Source organism: Paludibacterium sp. B53371, from assembly GCF_018802765.1.
Lineage (GTDB): Bacteria > Pseudomonadota > Gammaproteobacteria > Burkholderiales > Chromobacteriaceae > Paludibacterium.
On the sequence record NZ_CP069163.1, the window covers coordinates 1,052,216 to 1,066,101 of the forward strand.

The following is a 13,886-nucleotide window of genomic DNA, read 5'->3' on the forward strand; positions in this document are numbered from 1 at the left end:
AGAAAAAACGGGCAGCGCCATTTATTGCTGCCTTGATGTCCATATTCGCAAAGGAATGCCGCCACCAATGCCGCTGCATGGATCGGCATCACTGGCGTGCTGCAACGCAAATTGCTGGCCGGTCCAGGCCCATACCCTGAGGCTGCCACAGTCCCCGATCCCCCGGCCCTTGGCATACGAGCGCAGCAAACCAGTCTGCCACGCCGGGTCGGTCAGCTGCCCGGCTGAACCATCCACATCCGGCAGTCGCACGGGTTCCGGGCGATAAGGAGGGCGGTCATTGGCCAGCCAGGCCTGGAAGGTGGACTGGTAAGCCCCCGCGTCACAGGCGGCCAGCAGCAACACGCGCGAGGCGGAGAGTCGATGGATGGTGGCGGCCAGCAACGCCGGGTCGTTCAGCGGGACCGAACAGTCGGTACGCGCCGTGGCGCGCAGAATCGGCATGATCAGCTTGGGGTCGTCCGGTCGAGACGCAGGGAGGGGAGACGCCTTCACCAGGGGCGCCAGGGGAGGCCTGGGAACGCTGTTTTCGGCCTTGCTGCCTTTGCGTACCAGCGCCCCGGGGGTGTCGAGTCGTGATTGCATGGCATCCATCTTCAGCAAGGCGGCTTTCAGACCGCGCAACGAGATTTGCCAGTGCAGACGGCCTGCGCTCAGCTCAATCACCTGGGCATCGAGCAAGTGCGGCAGCATTTGCGCCATCTGCTCCGCCGTAAAGAATTGATCGGCGGCCACGCCGCTGCGCAGCCAGGTTCCGGCCTTTAGCGTCAGGCCTTGTCCCGGCAGACTTGCCCCCTCCGGCACATCAAGATACAGCCTGCCGGTCAGGCCGCTGCCTGGCCCGCCATCGCGCGCCAGCCAGAGTCCGGCGGCATGCCCCGGTGCGGTTTGTTCCTCGGGCTGAAAGCCACTGGCTTCACAGTGCAGGATGTTGTCGCAGGACAGTGTCCAGTCCCTGAACCCCGTGACGGCAGCGTGGTTCACGCTGCCGTACAGCAGACAACATGCGGCGAGGCAAAGGGTCGGCAGACGGTGCATGACGGGGGCCTGGCTCAGTAGTGGGGCGGGATCTCGTGTTGCGGCCCGGCCGGGTCCTGACCCGGGTCATTGCTGCGCATCTGCTGGTAGAGCAGACGCAGTTGCTGCTGCAGCAGATCGATCTGTTGCTGCTGGCGGGTGACCGTCAGATTCAGCGTGTCCAGCAAGTCATCCTGAAAGGCCAGTTTGACCTCCAGCTCGGTCAGGCGTGCTTCGGTATTCATGCCACTTCTCCCTGGCGCAGTTTGAGGACCACCTTGCGGATCGGTGCCGGGCTGGCGACAGCACAGCAGGGGCGATGCAATTCACCGGCCTCGAACACGGCATACATGCCCGGCGTCAGCAGCAGCTCGCTGGCAGCCTGGGGGCTGTCGTACAGCGCAATATCGCTCTCTTCCAGGCGGTCTTCATGCAGTCTCACCTCGCTGCCGCGCGGCAGATAGCCAATGCGTTCGACGCCACTGACCAGATATTGCACGTCCAGATAGCGTGCATGCGCTTCAAACAGCCGTTCTTCGGCGTAGCCGGTTTCCATTTCCTGCACCAGGGCGAACAGCCGAGTGCCGTCAATCGGGTAATGCCCCGGTGGCAGCAGGGCGAAGTCAGTCAGCAATCCCAGCGCATTGCGCAAGGCATCAGGCAGCGGGCAGACGGCCAGATGGTCGATATGGTCGCAGTACATGGCAGGTTCTCGAATCCGTGAGCTGGCATTTTAGCCGAATGCCCGTCCGCCGTGGGACGGGCACAATGGCTTCTTTTATAGCCCAGACAGGGAGCATGCTCATGTCAGCCTTTCGGCGCGTATTGTTTTGGACCGCCCTGGCGGTTTCCCTGCCGGCGCTGGCCGCGGATTGGGTGCTGGCCCTGAGCTGGGCGCCGGGCTTTTGTGCCACGCACGCCGGCAAGCAGCAATGCCGGGTGGTGGACGACTTCGCCAGCCATCACCTCACCCTGCATGGTCTGTGGCCCCGGCAGCAGAACTGCCACGCACCGCCGCTGCATCAGGGAGATCTGCCTGCGGATCTGGCGCACTGGATGCCGGGGGTGCAGGACGGCCTGGCGCAGCATGAGTGGCAGAAGCACGGCAGTTGCAGCGGCATGCTGCCGCATGCCTATTTTTCCCAGATGGTGCAGATGGCCGAACAGGTCAGTCGCAGCAGTCTGGGGCGTTATCTGGCGCAGCATGCCGGCCAGCGGGTTACCCTGACCGACCTGCGGGCGGCGCTGCGGCCGGACTATGCCGCCGCCAGCACCAGCGTCCGTTTCCTGTGCAGTGGAGAGCGCCTGCAGGAAGTGCGTTTCCATTTCAGCGACTGGTCCGGTCTGCTGGGGCATGGTGCCAGCCCCGGCTGGCGGCCGGCGATGGAAAACGATCACTGTGACGATTCCGTCCTGCTGTGAGGCAGGCTGTCATCAGCGCATGGAGAAGGCCTCGGCATGGAAGCTTGGCTTCTTGCCCCGGCGCCGGGCCAGTCCCTCGGCCAGTGCCGAGCCGAATGCCGTCGGACCACAGAACCAGACACTGTCGACCACCGGCAGCATGTCGGCCTGCAGACGATCACCGCGTTCGCTGGCCAGCAGATGCAGCCGTACTCCGGTTGCCTGGCATTGCGCACGCAGCTGTGCCAGTTGGACCGCGTGCGGCTCGGCCTGCACACAGTAATAGAAATCGACCTGATCCAGCTTGCTTCCCTGGCGGGCAAAGTTGTCCAGCCAGGCCAGGAAGGGGGTCACACCGATCCCGCCGGCGACCCAGGCCTGGCGCTGCGGCTTGCTGGCCGGCAGGAAGCGGCCATACGGCCCTTCGATCTGCACCGGGTGACCGCTTTGCAGGGTGTTCGCCAGCTTGCCGGTGTAGTCCCCCAGGCGCTTGATGATGAAGCGCAGTTGTCGCGCGGCATTGTCACCGTTGGCAATGGTGAACGGATGGGCGCCCTCGGCTGCGTCAAAGGTGACGCGGGCAAACTGGCCGGCACGGTGGCCCGGCCAGCCGGCATCCATCTGGCAAACCACTTCCAGCAGCTCGCCGGGCAGCGGGGTGACCGACACGACCTGGCCACGGTGCAGGCGCGACTTACCAATACGACCGGCCAGGACCAGGCCGGCAGCGACACTGCCGGCCAGCATCATCAGGGCAAACAGGATGCCGATCGGCGTCGGCCAGAAACTGCGCGGCAACAAGATGGCGCCATGAAATGCGCCGAGCAGGAACAGGGGGGCGAACAGGGTATGCAGCTTGCGGAACACGCCGTACGGTACCAGTCGCAACAAGGCCAGTGCGACCAGTGCCAGCATGGCGTAGGCACTCCAGCTGCCGACTTCCCGGGCCAGACCGATCAGCGAAAAACCGGCGTGGTGACCATGACGCATCAGGGGTTCGGCGCCGAGCGCCAGCAACAGGGGCGGTGAGAGCTTGATCAGCCAGTGGGCGGCCAGCAGGACACCGCTGCTGATCCCGAGGCGCTTGTGCAGGCGATACATCTGATCCAGCCCGCCCAGCCGGCTTTCCAGCCAGCCGGCGCGGGTGGCCAGCAGCATGGCGGTGCTCATGACGGCCATCAGCTGGATGCCGCTGAGCAGGACCAGTTGGTTACGCCAGGCCCAGACTGTGGCCGGGATGCCGGATTGTGCCAGACTGGCCCAGCCAAACAGCAGGGTGGTCAGTGCCAGCAACAGGGTAAGCGGGTATTTCTTCATGATGAATGCCTTGGTACGAATCAATCTTGAGCGCATTCAAACAAGCGAAACTTAAGCGAAACTGAGGAAGATGGTGCCGATGTTGCGAGATGTTGCGACAGGCGCCAATGGCAATATTTGTTGGCAAGCGGTTTACATTTCGGGCGGCATGACGGGCTCGTGCCGGGGCTCGCCGGCTTCGCGGGCCAGCATGGCACCCTGAATGGCGTGATCGGCCTGGCTGGCGGCCTCGCCGTCATATTGCCCGCCATGTTGCTGATACAGTCGCTGAATCGTTTCGGTCACCGGGTGCATCTCAGAACACCTTTCTGCCCTGACGCCAGACCTGCTGCACCAGCGGCACATCGCCATGCGGTCGAACCTGGACCAGATCGGCACGCTGGCCGAGGGCAATCTCCCCCCGATCCTGCAGCGCCACCGCGCGTGCCGGGTTGCGGCTGACCGTCGCCACAGCCCGGTTCAGCGTCCAGCCGGCCTGTGCCACCAGCAGGTAGGCACCATGCAGCAAACTGGCAGGGACATAGTCGGAAGACAGGATGTCGAGCAGATCCGCACGTGCCAGTTCGCTGGCGGCAATATTGCCGGAGTGGGAACCGCCGCGTACCACATTCGGCGCGCCCATGACGGTTACCAGGCCATGCCGGCGGGCCGCCGCCGCGGCCGCCAGCGTGGTGGGAAACTCTGCGATGCGCACACCGTCGGCCAGTGCCTCTTCGATATGCGTTTCATCCGTGTCGTCATGGCTGGCCAGGCAGATGTGCCGCTCCCGCGCCATGGCCACTACTGCCTGCTTGTGGCGTGCCGCGTAGCGCTGCTGCCGTTCGCGGCGCTCTGCCACCGCCTGCAGGAAAGTGGCTTCATTCCAGCTGACATTCTTTTTGGCGTAGTACTTCTGGTATTGCGCCAGATCGCGGTACTGACGCTGGCCGGGGGTGTGGTCCATCACCGAGATCAGGCGCACAGCCGGATGGTCGATCAGCAGCTTCAGTTCGCCGAGCAGATCATGCCAGGACAGTTCGCAGCGCAGATGAAACAGATGGTCGGCACGCAATACCCCTTCGCGCATGCCTTGATCAATGGCGGCGAAGGCGGTGTGCAGGGTATCCAGCCGGACACTTTCATCTTCCATGTCGCCGACCGACAGCGCATCGAAGACCGTGGTGATGCCGGCCGCCACACATTGCGCATCGTGGGTGACGACGGCGGGCAAGACCGGCCACAGCACGCCATTGCGCGGCATCAGGTGCTTTTCCAGATTGTCGGTATGCAGCTCGACCAGACCGGGCAGCAGATCATCGCCCCCCAGATCTTCGCCTTCTGCCAGCGGGTGGGAATGGACGGCGCTGATCAGGCCGTTGTCGATCTCCACGGCACCGCGCTCGATGATGCCGTCAGCCAGTACCAGTCGGGCGTGATTCAGAATGCGCTTCATGCGGCTTGCTCCTCCTGACGTGCCAGCGGCACGTTGAAAATGCGGTTGGCGATGGCATCTCGGGTGGCTTCGTCGTGGAAAATGCCGACCAGTGCCGCGCCGCGCTGGCGTGCCTCGTGCATCAGCTCGATGACCACGGCACGATTGGCCGCATCCAGCGAAGCGGTGGGTTCGTCCAGCAACAGAATCGGCCGCGGCGCGATCATGCCGCGGGCAATGTTGACGCGTTGTTGCTCGCCTCCGGAGAAGGTGGCCGGCGGCAGGTGCCACAGACGTTCGGCAATATGCAGCCGAGCCAGCCAGCGCGCTGCTTCGGCCAGGGCGGCCTCGCGCTGCCAGCCCCAGGCTTCGAGCGGCTCGGCGACGATGTCCAGCGCACTGACCCGCGGGATCACGCGCAGGAACTGGCTGACGTAACCCAGGGTTCGACGGCGGACGGCACTGATCTGATCCGGGCGGGCTTGCGCCATGTCGACCCACTGCCCTTCATGCTGAATGCCGATCTTGCCGGACTGTACCAGATAGTTGGCATAGAGGGCCTTGAGCAAAGTGCTCTTGCCCGCGCCGGAGGGACCGGTGAGTGCGACACATTCGCCGGCGGCAACCGACAGGGACACATCAGACAAGACGGGCAGGCGCAGCCCGCCCTGCTGGTGCAGGACAAAGGTCTTGCTCAGGTGTTGGGCATCAATCAATAAGCTCATGGGTATCAGGCCTGAAGAATCGAGGAAACCAGCAGCTGGCTGTAGGGGTGTTGCGGGTCATCGAGGATCTGGTCGGTCAGCCCGGCCTCGACCACCCGGCCGCGCTGCATTACCAGCGTGCGCTGCGCCAGCAGGCGCGCTACGCCGAGGTCATGGGTGACCATGATCACCGCGATGCCGGTGTCGTGGACCAGCCGGCGCGTCAGGTCGAGAAAGCGCGCTTGCACCGAGACGTCCAGTCCGCCGGTCGGCTCGTCCATGAACACCAGACGTGGCTGTGTCACCAGATTGCGGGCGATTTGCAGACGTTGCTGCATGCCGCCGGAAAAGGCCGAGGGTTTGTCATCCAGACGCTCGCGGCCGATCTCCACCTGCTCCAGCCAGTCACCGGCAGTGGTCCGCAACTGACCGTAATGACGCTGACCCAGCGCCATCAGACGCTCGCTGACATTGGCGCCGGCAGACACATTCATGCGCAGACCGTCGCGGGCGTGCTGGGTGACATAGCCCCATTCGCTGCGTGCCAGCCGGCGCCTGTCGGCTTCTGCCAGCGTGGTCAGCTCATGCTCGCCGCCATCCCGGTCATGAAAGCGCACAGTCCCGCCATCCGCCGGCAGCTTGCCTGCCAGCGTGGCCAGCAGGGTGGACTTGCCCGAGCCCGACTCCCCCACGATGCACAGTACCTCGCCCTGATACAGGTCGAAGTCGATATCGAAACAACCCTGACCATTGCCATAGTCCTTGTTCAGGCCGCGGACCTGCAGTATCGGCATGTTCATGGCGTGACCTCCTGACGTTGCTGGCAATAGTCACTGTCCGAGCAGACAAACAGACGGGTACCGGCATCATCCGTGACGATCTCGTCCAGATAGCTGTCCTCGGCGCCACACAAGGCGCAGGCATGGGGCCAGCGCTGCACCTCGAAGGGATGGTCGTCGAAGGCCAGGCTCTCCACCGGCGTCCAGGGCGGAATGGCGTACAGCCGCTTCTCGCGTCCGGCGCCAAACAACATCAGTGCCGGGCTGCGATCCAGCTTGGGATTGTCGAATTTGGGAATCGGCGACGGCGAGGCCAGATAACGGCCATTGACCCGGACCGGATAGTCATAGCTGGTGGCGATATGGCCGAAGCGGGCGATGTCTTCGTACAGCTTGACGTGCATCAGGCCATACTCCTGATGGGCATGCAGCTTGCGCGTTTCGACCTCGGAGGCTTCCAGCGTCCGCAGCGGTTCGGGTTCCGGCACCTGGAACACCATGATCTGCCCGGGCTGCAGCGGGGTTTCCGGGATGCGGTGCCGGGTCTGGATCAGGCTGGCTTCGGTCGTGCGGCTGGTGGTGGCGACACCGGTCACGCGGGCGAAGAAGCGGCGGATATTGACCGCATTGGTGGTGTCGTCGGCCCCCTGGTCGATCACCTTGAGTACATCGTCGCGGCCGATGATGCTGGCCGTGACCTGAATGCCTCCCGTCCCCCAGCCATAGGGCAGGGGCATTTCGCGACTGCCGAACGGCACCTGATACCCCGGAATGGCCACCGCCTTGAGCAGGCCGCGGCGCAGCATGCGTTTGGTGTTCTCATCCAGAAAGCCGAAGTTGTACTGCCATTGGCCGTCATTCATGGCCATCCTCCTGCGGTTGCTGGGCCGCCGCCTGCTGGCGCAGGGTGCGGATCAGGGCCAGTTCGGCCTGGAAATCGACGTAGTGCGGCAACTTGAGGTGCTGTACGAAACCGGAGGCCTCGACGTTGTCGCTGTGATACAGCACGAACTCTTGCTGCTGGGCCGGGGCATGGCCGTCCTCCCCCAGCTCGCCGGCTCGCAGACTGCGATCCACCAGCGCCATGGCCATGGCCTTGCGTTCGGATTCGCCGAAAGACAGACCATAGCCACGGGTGAATTGCGGTGGCGCCGTCTTGCTGCCGGCAAACTGGTTGATCATCTGGCACTCTGTCAGGGTGATTTCGCCTATCTCGATGTCGAAACCGAGCTCGGGCGGGCAGACGCGGATACTGATCTCCCCCATGCGGATTTCCCCGGCGAAGGGATGGCTTTCGGCGTAGCCGCGCTGGGTCGAGTAGGCCAGACCCAGCAACCAGCCTTCGTCGGCGCGCGCCAGGTTTTGCAGCCTGGTTGCCCGGTCGGTCGGGAACATCAGCGGTGAACGTGTCAGGTCGACTGGTTCCGGATCACCTTCCGGTACCGGCTCTGCTTCGATCAGCCCTTCGCTGGACAGCGTGTCCAGCACGCTGGGCAGCGGGTGGGCGACCGGTGCATCGGCCTGCGGGCAGGGAGCAGGCTGCGTGGCATCGGCCAGGGTAAAGTCCAGCAGTCGCTGGGTGTAATCAGCGGTCGGGCCGAGAATCTGACCGCCCGGCACATCCTTGAAGGTGCCGGAGATGCGCCGCCGGACGCGCATATCGGCGGTATCGAGCGGCAGGCTGGTGGCCAGCCGCGGCAAGGTGGTGCGAAAGGCGCGCAGCAGAAACACCGCCTCCACCACATCGCCGGCCGCCTGTTTCAGCGCCAGTGCGGCCAGGTGCTCGTCATACAGCGAGCCTTCCTGCATGACCCGGGCGACGGCCAGGCGCATCTGCTGGCGGATTTGCGCCAGACTGAGTTCTGTTTCGGCCGGATCTCCGCGCCGGCTGGCCGCCAGCAGATCCCACGAGCGGGCAATGGCCGTTTCCCCGCCTTTGACGGCGACATACATGGTTCAGCCCTCCTGAATGCGGGTGCTGCGCGGCAGACCGGCAATGTGTTCGCCAGCCAGCAAGATCACGTCCACCCCGCGCGGGAAGCGGGTATGGTTCTGCTGCCACTGGGTCCAGAAATCCGCCGCCAGACCGACGGCGCCAAAGCGGCGGCAAGCCGGAATACCCGGGCCGCAGCCCTCGATCTGCCGCGTGTTGAACTGCTCGACCTCGATCAGCAGGGTGGCCGATCGGTCGGGATATTCCGCCGTGCCGGACTTGAGCCCGGTCAGCGCGGGCAGCGGGCAGCCACGAGTCAGCAGAATGAAATCCGCCTGGGCTACATCGCGACAGATCTGCAAGCCGGTATGAAAGCGCAGGCTTTCCAGCGTGTCCGCAGGCAGGGGGGGCAACCAGACGGCGACCTCCTGATCCACCAGGCTGTACAGCAAGGCGGCACTGGCCTCGCTCAATCCGGGCAGGGGCGGAGGCAGGCAGGGCAGGCGACGGGGCAACAGGGGTTCGGCCAACGCGCTGAGCACGGCGCGGAAGACCTGCTGACACTGATCGACCGGTTGTTCGAAAGCGGTATGCAGCATCACTCCCCCCTGACCATGGTAAAGAATTCGACCTTGCTGGCAGCCGCCTGGCGCGAGGCCTGCTCACGCCGCTGCTGCAGCGCCTGAGCCAGTGGCGTGATCAGGGTATCGAGTATGGCCGCCTGATGTTGCGGGTCCTGGAGTAATGCATCGGCAATGGCGATCAGTTCGGCATGATGGGCATCCGAGCCACGCACCCAGCCGTGTCCGGTCTGTGTGCCGATGCGGCAACTGGCGCGGGTGACGCTGATCTCGCCCAGGTTGAAACGTGCTCCGCTGCCGCCGATCCGGCCCTGCAACATCACCAGGCCGGTTTCGCCTCGTCGCAACCAGATGGGGGCGGCAGCCAGCTGCCGCCAGGGTGTCAGCCGGGTCTGCAAATCGTCAGGCGGGCTGTTGGCCAGCACGCCCAACCAATGTTGTCGTGTCTGCATGATGGAAGGGCTCGTCACCATTTCAAGAAAAATTCATATAAACGTATAGACGACTGCATGATAATAGCCGGCAAGCCGTTTTGAACATCATGGGTCGATGAAGCTTTTGTGACGTTTTCGTGGCCAGGCTGGATGTCTGGTGACTGAGGGGGTGAAGCAATGATAGAGCGTGGCAGTGGGGTCGCTGTCTGGCGGCAAATCGAAGATCGTCTGGCCGAGGAGATTGCCAGTGGTGCGCTGCGGGCCGGCGCGCAATTGCCGACCGAGTTGCAGCTGGCCGAGCGTTTCAGTGTCAACCGCCATACCGTGCGCCGTGCAGTGGCGACGCTGGTGGAGCGGGGCTTGTTGCGGGTCGAGCAGGGGCGCGGGACTTTTGTTCAGGACAATGCCATCGACTACGCCATCAGCAAGCGCACGCGTTTTTCGCGCAATATGGCCAGCCAGAACCTGAGTGCCGAGGTGGAGATCATGGCGGCCGACACCCTGCCGGCGACGGCCGAACTGGCCGAACTGCTCGGTGTGTCGCCTGGTGCCGTGCTGTATCGCATCAAGACGCTGAGTACGGTTGAGCAACGTGTCATTGATTTCGGGATGGCTTTTTTCCCGGCCGAGCGTTTTCCCGGCTTGCCCGAGGTGTTCCGCCGTCTGCGGTCGGTGACGCTGACCCTGGCCGAGTTCGGCGTGGCCGACTATACCCGGCGCTTTACCCGGGTCACCGCCCGTTTGCCGGAGCCGGAGGTGGTGGACTATCTCGGCATCCCGAAAAACCGACCGGTACTGCACGTCAAATCCCTCAACGTCGATCCGGCCGGTCAGCCGGTTCAGTATGGCATCACTTGCTTCAACGGTGATCTGGTGCAGCTGGTCATGGAGGACGAGCACTGATGCGCTGCGCCATTTTCTATGCACCGCCGCCAGACAGTGCATTCTGGCAGGCAGGCAGCCAATGGCTTGGCTATGACGCGGCCAGTGGGCGCGTGGTGACGCAGCCTGCCTTGCCTGGCTTGTCTCACGCGCTGACGGCCACGGCCGCACGCTATGGCTGGCATGGCACGCTCAAGGCCCCCTTTGCACCGGCCCCGGGTGTGGATGAGGCGACACTTGTGGCAGCGGTGAGCGAACTGGCCACGCGTTTTTCGCCTTTCGCTCTGCCGCTGCAGGTGGGCTGGCTGCACGGTTTTCTCTCCCTGCGTCCTGCACAGCCGCTTCCGCGTCTGGGCGAGTTGGCCACGGCCTGTGTGCTGCAACTTCAGTCTCTGGGAGACCCTCAGGCCAGACTGGCCGAACGCCAGGGGCTCAGCGCCCGGCAGCTCGAATTGTATGCACGCTGGGGCTATCCCTATGTCTTCGAGCAATTTCGCTTTCATATGACCCTGAGCGAGCGCATGGCGCAGGATGCCCCCGATGCCTCTGCGTTGCAGGCCTCTGCCGGGCAGTATTTCGCGCCTCACCTGCAGCAGGTGGTGGCAGGGCTGGCGCTGTTTGTTGAGCCTGGTGCCGGCCAGGCGCTGCGCTACCGGGCTTATTGCGGTTTCGATGGCGAGGTATGGCGCGATGTCGACTGAGTCTCCCGGCCGTCTGTGGTATGTCATCGGGCCGTCCGGTGCCGGCAAAGACAGTCTGCTGGCCTATGCCCGCCAGCAACTGGCGGGCTCATCCCGGCTGGTGTTTGCTCATCGCTACATCACCCGCCCGGCCGATGCCGGGGGGGAGAACCACATTGCCCTGTCGGCCGCCGAGTTTGACAGTCGCGAGCGCCATGGTTGTTTTGCCCTGAGCTGGCGTCGGCACGGCCTGGCCTATGCACTGGGAGTGGAGGTCGAAACCTGGCTGGCACAGGGGCTGGACGTGGTGGTGAATGGTTCGCGTGCCACCTTGCCATTGGCGGCCGCGCATTTCCCGACGCTGACCCCGCTGTGGGTACTGGCCAGTCCGGCGGTGCTGGCAGAACGATTGCGGGCACGCGGTCGGGAGGATGAGGCGGCGGTGCAGCGCCGCCTGCAGGAAGCGGCCGGGTTTGTCCCGCCAGAAGGCAGCCTGATTTTGCGCAATGATGGCACCCTGTCTCAGGGGGGCGAGCAGTTGTTAAGTCTGCTCTGCGCGCCCTGGCATTGACGCTGGGGCGGACCTGCTGACCCTGCCGCGGTGCAGACCGCTGATCCGATGGTCATTGCCTGTTGCCGGGTGAATTATCTATACCAAGCTCAGGGTCCGGCGGGGGTCGAGCATGAGGTTGCTGACATGGAGTGCTTTGCTGGCAGGGTGGATGACGTTGGCCGTCTGGGGGCAAACGCTCACGGTCGCGATGGAAGAAGCCGATAACCGCCCGTTTGAATATCTGGACGAGCAGGGCAATCTGACCGGCTTTCATACCGAACTGGTGCGGATGGTGGCTGCTGATCTGGGATGGTCGGTACAGTTTGTGCGGGTGCCCTGGAGCCGGACGCAGCTCCTGCTGTCGACCGGCAGGGTGGATGCCGTTACCTATATGGGCAAGACCGCGGAGCGGCAGAAGTTTGCCGTGTTTCTGGAGGGGAATCAGCTGCATGTTGAGCATGTCACCCTGTTTGTCCGGCGTGATGACCGCCGGCGAATCCGTTATCTGCCGCCAGTTGCCAGCATGATGCAGCAGTTCCGTTTTGGTGCCCCGCGTGGCTATTTTCTCGGCCAGGAAGTCAGTGATGCGATCAATGCGGGCGGCAAGGTCGATCTGAGCCCCCAGACCCAGGCGCAGTTATTCAACATGCTGTTGGCTAGACGTATCGATGTCGCCGTAGCCGAGACGCTGGCCATGCAGCTGGTGCAGCCGCAGATACCGGATATCACGTCGCGGGTGGTGCAGGTGCCGGGCGCGGTATTCAGCGGCAATCCGATGTATATCGCGTTCAAGAATGCTGCCGATGGACCGGATCTGGCACGCCAGTTTGCGGCGGCCTACGCCAAATGGCGGCGCACCGGTGCCTACCCCTGGCTGGTGGCGCGCTTTCATGTGTTCGACCGGGTGCCGGATAGCTTTGTCCAGCGATGAGCGGCAGCGCTCCCGGGGGACTGGGCAATGGATTTTCCAGACGTCTAGTCGCGCAAAACAAGCTTCATTCAAGGTTTATGACTCTGTAATCGTTGCTCCTTAAGGTAGCGGCAAATGATCTGACCCATGGATGTCAGTGTGTCGGTTTATTTGTCTATACGTCTAAACACAAGGAGCCGGTTTGATGAAAAAGCAGATGGCCGTTTGGCTGGGCATGGCACTGGGTGCCGCCTCCATGGCACAAGCCAATAGCACCCTGACGGTGTACACTGCCCTGGAGGCGGATCAGGTCGATGCCTACAAGGCCGCTTTCCAGAAGGTCAATCCCGACGTCGATCTCAATTTCGTGCGCGACTCGACGGGCGTCATTACCGCCAGGCTGTTGTCGGAGAAGAATCATCCGCAGGCCGATGCGGTCTGGGGGCTGGCCGCGACCAGCCTGATGATCCTCAAGCAGCAGGGCATGCTGCAAGGCTATACCCCGAAGGGGGCCGACAAACTGAGTCGTCAGTTCATCGACAGCAGCAAGCCGGCGCAATGGGCCGGCATGGATGTCTGGGCGGCGACCATTTGTTTCAACACCGTTGAAGCGGCCAAAAAACATCTGCCGGCACCGACCAGCTGGGCCGATTTGCTCAAGCCGGTGTACAAGGGGCAGATCGTGATGCCGCATCCGGCCTCCAGCGGGACCGGCTATCTGGATGTGTCTGCCTGGCTGCAGCTGATGGGAGAAAAGAAGGGCTGGGCTTACATGGATCAGCTGCACAACAACATTGCCCAGTATGTGCATTCCGGCTCCAAACCCTGCAAGATGGCGGCCGCCGGTGAGTATCCGGTCGGCATTTCGTTTGAATATCGTGGTGCCGAGCTGAAGAGCCAGGGGGCGCCGATTGATCTGATCTTCCCCAAGGAAGGTCTGGGCTGGGATCTGGAAGCCACAGCCATCATCAAGGGCACCAAAAACCTTGAAGCCGCCAAGAAGCTGGCGGATTTCTCGGCCAGCCTGCCGGCCATGCAGCTGTATCAGAAGAGCTATGCCGTACTGGCCATGCCGGGTGTGGCGCAGCAAAACCCCAATCTGCCGGGCGATTATGCCAAGCGTCTGATCAAGAATGACTTCGGCTGGGCAGCCCAGCACCGTGACGCCATCCTGCAGGAGTGGTCGCGTCGTTATGAAAGCAAGGCGGCGCCGAAGTCCTGAGCTGTGTGGCCTGCGTCAGCCAGAGGGCGGGCTCTCCCGCTCTCTTTTTCCACTTGTGGCGC

18 protein-coding genes are annotated in these 13,886 nt (G+C 63.5%); 6 read left to right on the top strand and 12 right to left on the bottom strand.

What is annotated here, in order from left to right; genetic code table 11:
- Positions 1–21: 21 nt before the first annotated feature.
- The 3 genes from JNO51_RS05015 to JNO51_RS05025 are packed head-to-tail and all read right to left on the bottom strand — an operon-like array spanning position 22 to position 1,720.
- Positions 22–1,038 (bottom strand): DUF1176 domain-containing protein, encoded by a 1,017-nt coding sequence (locus JNO51_RS05015; RefSeq protein WP_215781925.1) that lies wholly within the window; start codon positions 1,036–1,038, stop codon positions 22–24.
- A 14-nt stretch (positions 1,039–1,052) separates the two neighbouring features.
- Positions 1,053–1,262, bottom strand: a complete 210-nt coding sequence (locus JNO51_RS05020; protein WP_215781926.1) for a SlyX family protein — start codon at positions 1,260–1,262, stop codon at positions 1,053–1,055.
- On the bottom strand, positions 1,259–1,720 hold the full coding sequence (locus JNO51_RS05025) for a YhcH/YjgK/YiaL family protein (RefSeq protein WP_215781927.1): 462 nt from the start codon (positions 1,718–1,720) through the stop codon (positions 1,259–1,261). Before JNO51_RS05025 ends, JNO51_RS05020 begins: the two co-directional genes overlap by 4 nt.
- A 101-nt stretch (positions 1,721–1,821) precedes the next feature.
- On the opposite strand from JNO51_RS05025, the gene JNO51_RS05030 reads away from it, so the two are divergent.
- Positions 1,822–2,439 (top strand): hypothetical protein, encoded by a 618-nt coding sequence (locus tag JNO51_RS05030; protein WP_215781928.1) that lies wholly within the window; start codon positions 1,822–1,824, stop codon positions 2,437–2,439.
- Between the two features lie 12 nt (positions 2,440–2,451).
- Here JNO51_RS05030 and JNO51_RS05035 read toward each other — a convergent pair whose 3' ends face one another.
- The 9 genes from JNO51_RS05035 to phnG all read right to left on the bottom strand — a co-directional run bounded on the left by JNO51_RS05035 (position 2,452) and on the right by phnG (position 9,595).
- Positions 2,452–3,735: a ferric reductase-like transmembrane domain-containing protein gene (locus tag JNO51_RS05035; RefSeq protein ID WP_215781929.1), complete on the bottom strand. Its 1,284-nt coding sequence runs from the start codon at positions 3,733–3,735 to the stop codon at positions 2,452–2,454.
- A 132-nt stretch (positions 3,736–3,867) separates the two neighbouring features.
- Complete coding sequence (locus tag JNO51_RS05040; RefSeq protein WP_215781930.1) at positions 3,868–4,029, bottom strand: hypothetical protein; 162 nt, start codon at positions 4,027–4,029, stop codon at positions 3,868–3,870.
- Between the two features lies 1 nt (position 4,030).
- Positions 4,031–5,167 carry an alpha-D-ribose 1-methylphosphonate 5-triphosphate diphosphatase gene (locus JNO51_RS05045; RefSeq protein ID WP_215781931.1) on the bottom strand — a complete coding sequence of 379 codons (1,137 nt, stop codon included), beginning with the start codon at positions 5,165–5,167 and terminating at the stop codon, positions 4,031–4,033.
- Complete coding sequence (phnL, locus tag JNO51_RS05050; protein ID WP_215781932.1) at positions 5,164–5,871, bottom strand: phosphonate C-P lyase system protein PhnL; 708 nt, start codon at positions 5,869–5,871, stop codon at positions 5,164–5,166. The genes JNO51_RS05045 and phnL overlap by 4 nt, the downstream gene beginning before the upstream one ends.
- 5 nt (positions 5,872–5,876) lie before the next feature.
- The gene (phnK, locus tag JNO51_RS05055; protein WP_215781933.1) at positions 5,877–6,650 is read right to left on the bottom strand and encodes a phosphonate C-P lyase system protein PhnK; all 774 of its coding nucleotides are present in this window, start codon (positions 6,648–6,650) and stop codon (positions 5,877–5,879) included.
- The gene (locus JNO51_RS05060) at positions 6,647–7,492 is read right to left on the bottom strand and encodes an alpha-D-ribose 1-methylphosphonate 5-phosphate C-P-lyase PhnJ (RefSeq protein WP_215781934.1); all 846 of its coding nucleotides are present in this window, start codon (positions 7,490–7,492) and stop codon (positions 6,647–6,649) included. Before JNO51_RS05060 ends, phnK begins: the two co-directional genes overlap by 4 nt.
- The gene (locus JNO51_RS05065) at positions 7,485–8,582 is read right to left on the bottom strand and encodes a carbon-phosphorus lyase complex subunit PhnI (protein WP_215781935.1); all 1,098 of its coding nucleotides are present in this window, start codon (positions 8,580–8,582) and stop codon (positions 7,485–7,487) included. The genes JNO51_RS05060 and JNO51_RS05065 overlap by 8 nt, the downstream gene beginning before the upstream one ends.
- A gap of 3 nt (positions 8,583–8,585) precedes the next feature.
- Positions 8,586–9,161 carry a phosphonate C-P lyase system protein PhnH gene (phnH, locus tag JNO51_RS05070; RefSeq protein WP_215781936.1) on the bottom strand — a complete coding sequence of 192 codons (576 nt, stop codon included), beginning with the start codon at positions 9,159–9,161 and terminating at the stop codon, positions 8,586–8,588.
- Positions 9,161–9,595: a phosphonate C-P lyase system protein PhnG gene (phnG, locus tag JNO51_RS05075; protein WP_215781937.1), complete on the bottom strand. Its 435-nt coding sequence runs from the start codon at positions 9,593–9,595 to the stop codon at positions 9,161–9,163. Before phnG ends, phnH begins: the two co-directional genes overlap by 1 nt.
- Positions 9,596–9,754: 159 nt before the next feature.
- On the opposite strand from phnG, the gene phnF reads away from it, so the two are divergent.
- From phnF to JNO51_RS05100, 5 genes are all read left to right on the top strand, one after another.
- Entirely contained in the window at positions 9,755–10,480 is a 726-nt protein-coding gene (gene phnF, locus JNO51_RS05080; RefSeq protein ID WP_215781938.1) for a phosphonate metabolism transcriptional regulator PhnF, read from the top strand.
- Positions 10,480–11,160, top strand: a complete 681-nt coding sequence (locus JNO51_RS05085) for a DUF1045 domain-containing protein (RefSeq protein WP_215781939.1) — start codon at positions 10,480–10,482, stop codon at positions 11,158–11,160. The genes phnF and JNO51_RS05085 overlap by 1 nt, the downstream gene beginning before the upstream one ends.
- The gene (gene phnN / locus JNO51_RS05090) at positions 11,150–11,710 is read left to right on the top strand and encodes a phosphonate metabolism protein/1,5-bisphosphokinase (PRPP-forming) PhnN (protein ID WP_215781940.1); all 561 of its coding nucleotides are present in this window, start codon (positions 11,150–11,152) and stop codon (positions 11,708–11,710) included. Before JNO51_RS05085 ends, phnN begins: the two co-directional genes overlap by 11 nt.
- Before the next feature lie 112 nt (positions 11,711–11,822).
- Positions 11,823–12,623 carry an ABC transporter substrate-binding protein gene (locus JNO51_RS05095; protein WP_215781941.1) on the top strand — a complete coding sequence of 267 codons (801 nt, stop codon included), beginning with the start codon at positions 11,823–11,825 and terminating at the stop codon, positions 12,621–12,623.
- A gap of 184 nt (positions 12,624–12,807) precedes the next feature.
- Positions 12,808–13,824, top strand: a complete 1,017-nt coding sequence (locus JNO51_RS05100) for a putative 2-aminoethylphosphonate ABC transporter substrate-binding protein (protein WP_215781942.1) — start codon at positions 12,808–12,810, stop codon at positions 13,822–13,824.
- Positions 13,825–13,886 lie beyond the last annotated feature (62 nt).